Source organism: Salipiger sp. HF18 (genome assembly GCF_011806505.1).
Taxonomy (GTDB): domain Bacteria; phylum Pseudomonadota; class Alphaproteobacteria; order Rhodobacterales; family Rhodobacteraceae; genus Salipiger; species Salipiger thiooxidans.
Window position 1 is genome coordinate 1 of the sequence record NZ_JAATOS010000859.1, and the last position, 946, is coordinate 946.

At 63.2% G+C, this 946-nt stretch carries 2 protein-coding genes; one reads left to right on the forward strand and one right to left on the reverse strand.

Annotated features, from left to right (window positions below; genetic code table 11):
- Nucleotides 1-381: ABC transporter substrate-binding protein (locus HC022_RS27555; protein WP_368484893.1), on the reverse strand; the 381-nt coding region annotated here is incomplete at its 3' end.
- Nucleotides 382-606: 225 nt separating this feature from the next.
- On the opposite strand from HC022_RS27555, the gene HC022_RS27560 reads away from it, so the two are divergent.
- Nucleotides 607-946, forward strand: a 340-nt coding sequence (locus tag HC022_RS27560) for a GntR family transcriptional regulator (protein WP_368484894.1), incomplete at its 3' end; no start/stop codon positions are given.

Consider the following 946-nt stretch of genomic DNA (forward strand, 5'->3'; position numbering starts at 1 on the left):
GGGCGTGCCGTCATGGAACATCACGCCTTCGCGCAGTTTGAAGACGTGCGTCTTGTCGTCCTCGAGATCCCAGCTTTCGGCGAGGTCCGGCTCGAAGGTGACATTCTCGCCGTCATAAACGATCTTGAGCAGGCCGTTGTGGATGTTGTTGATGATCTGGATCGCCGAGAGGAACCCGGTGAAATGCGGATCGAGGGTGTCGATGACCTTGATCGAGGCGATCTTGAGGTGACCGCTCTGCTGGGCACGTGCAATGCCCGGCACGCCGCTTGCAGCGGTCGCGGTGAGCAGGCCTGCGCCCATCCCCTTGAGGACCGCGCGGCGTCCGAGTCGTGCCGAAAGGCGTTGGGCGAGGACCTTCTTGTGGTCGATTCCCGTCATGTGTCGTACTCTCCTGTTGGCATGGTCTCCTCCCTTTTTTCTTCAACGAGGCCAGTGCCTTTCAGCGGTCCGGTTGGCTCCGGATCTCGCTGCACCCCGGCTGGTTCCGAGGCGTTTTTACGGTCGAATTCTCCTCCAAGGTCGCCGTTGTTATGAATTCAACTTGAAAGAACATGTATACATATGCAAGATAAAAGTGCATCAAACTGCGAGAGCGGGCGACCGGTGACTATTCGCACGGCAGAGAACATCTACGAGACCCTGGTCGACGGCATCGTGGCCGGCCGGATGGCCCCGGGCGAGCCGCTGGTCGAGCAGGCGCTGGCGGAACAGTTCGGCGTGTCGCGCACACCGGTGCGCGAGGCGCTGCACCGGCTCGAGCAGGCCAACCTTGCCGAGCGCGGTGCCCGGCGGGCCTTCGTGGTCCGGCGCATGGCGCCTGAGGACCTGGCCGAACTCTTCGAGGCGGCGGGCGAGGTCGAGAGCGCGCTTGCGGCGCTGTCGGCCCACCGCATGACCGAGATCGAGCGGCGCACGCTGGTGGCCATCGTCGACGAGGGCCATG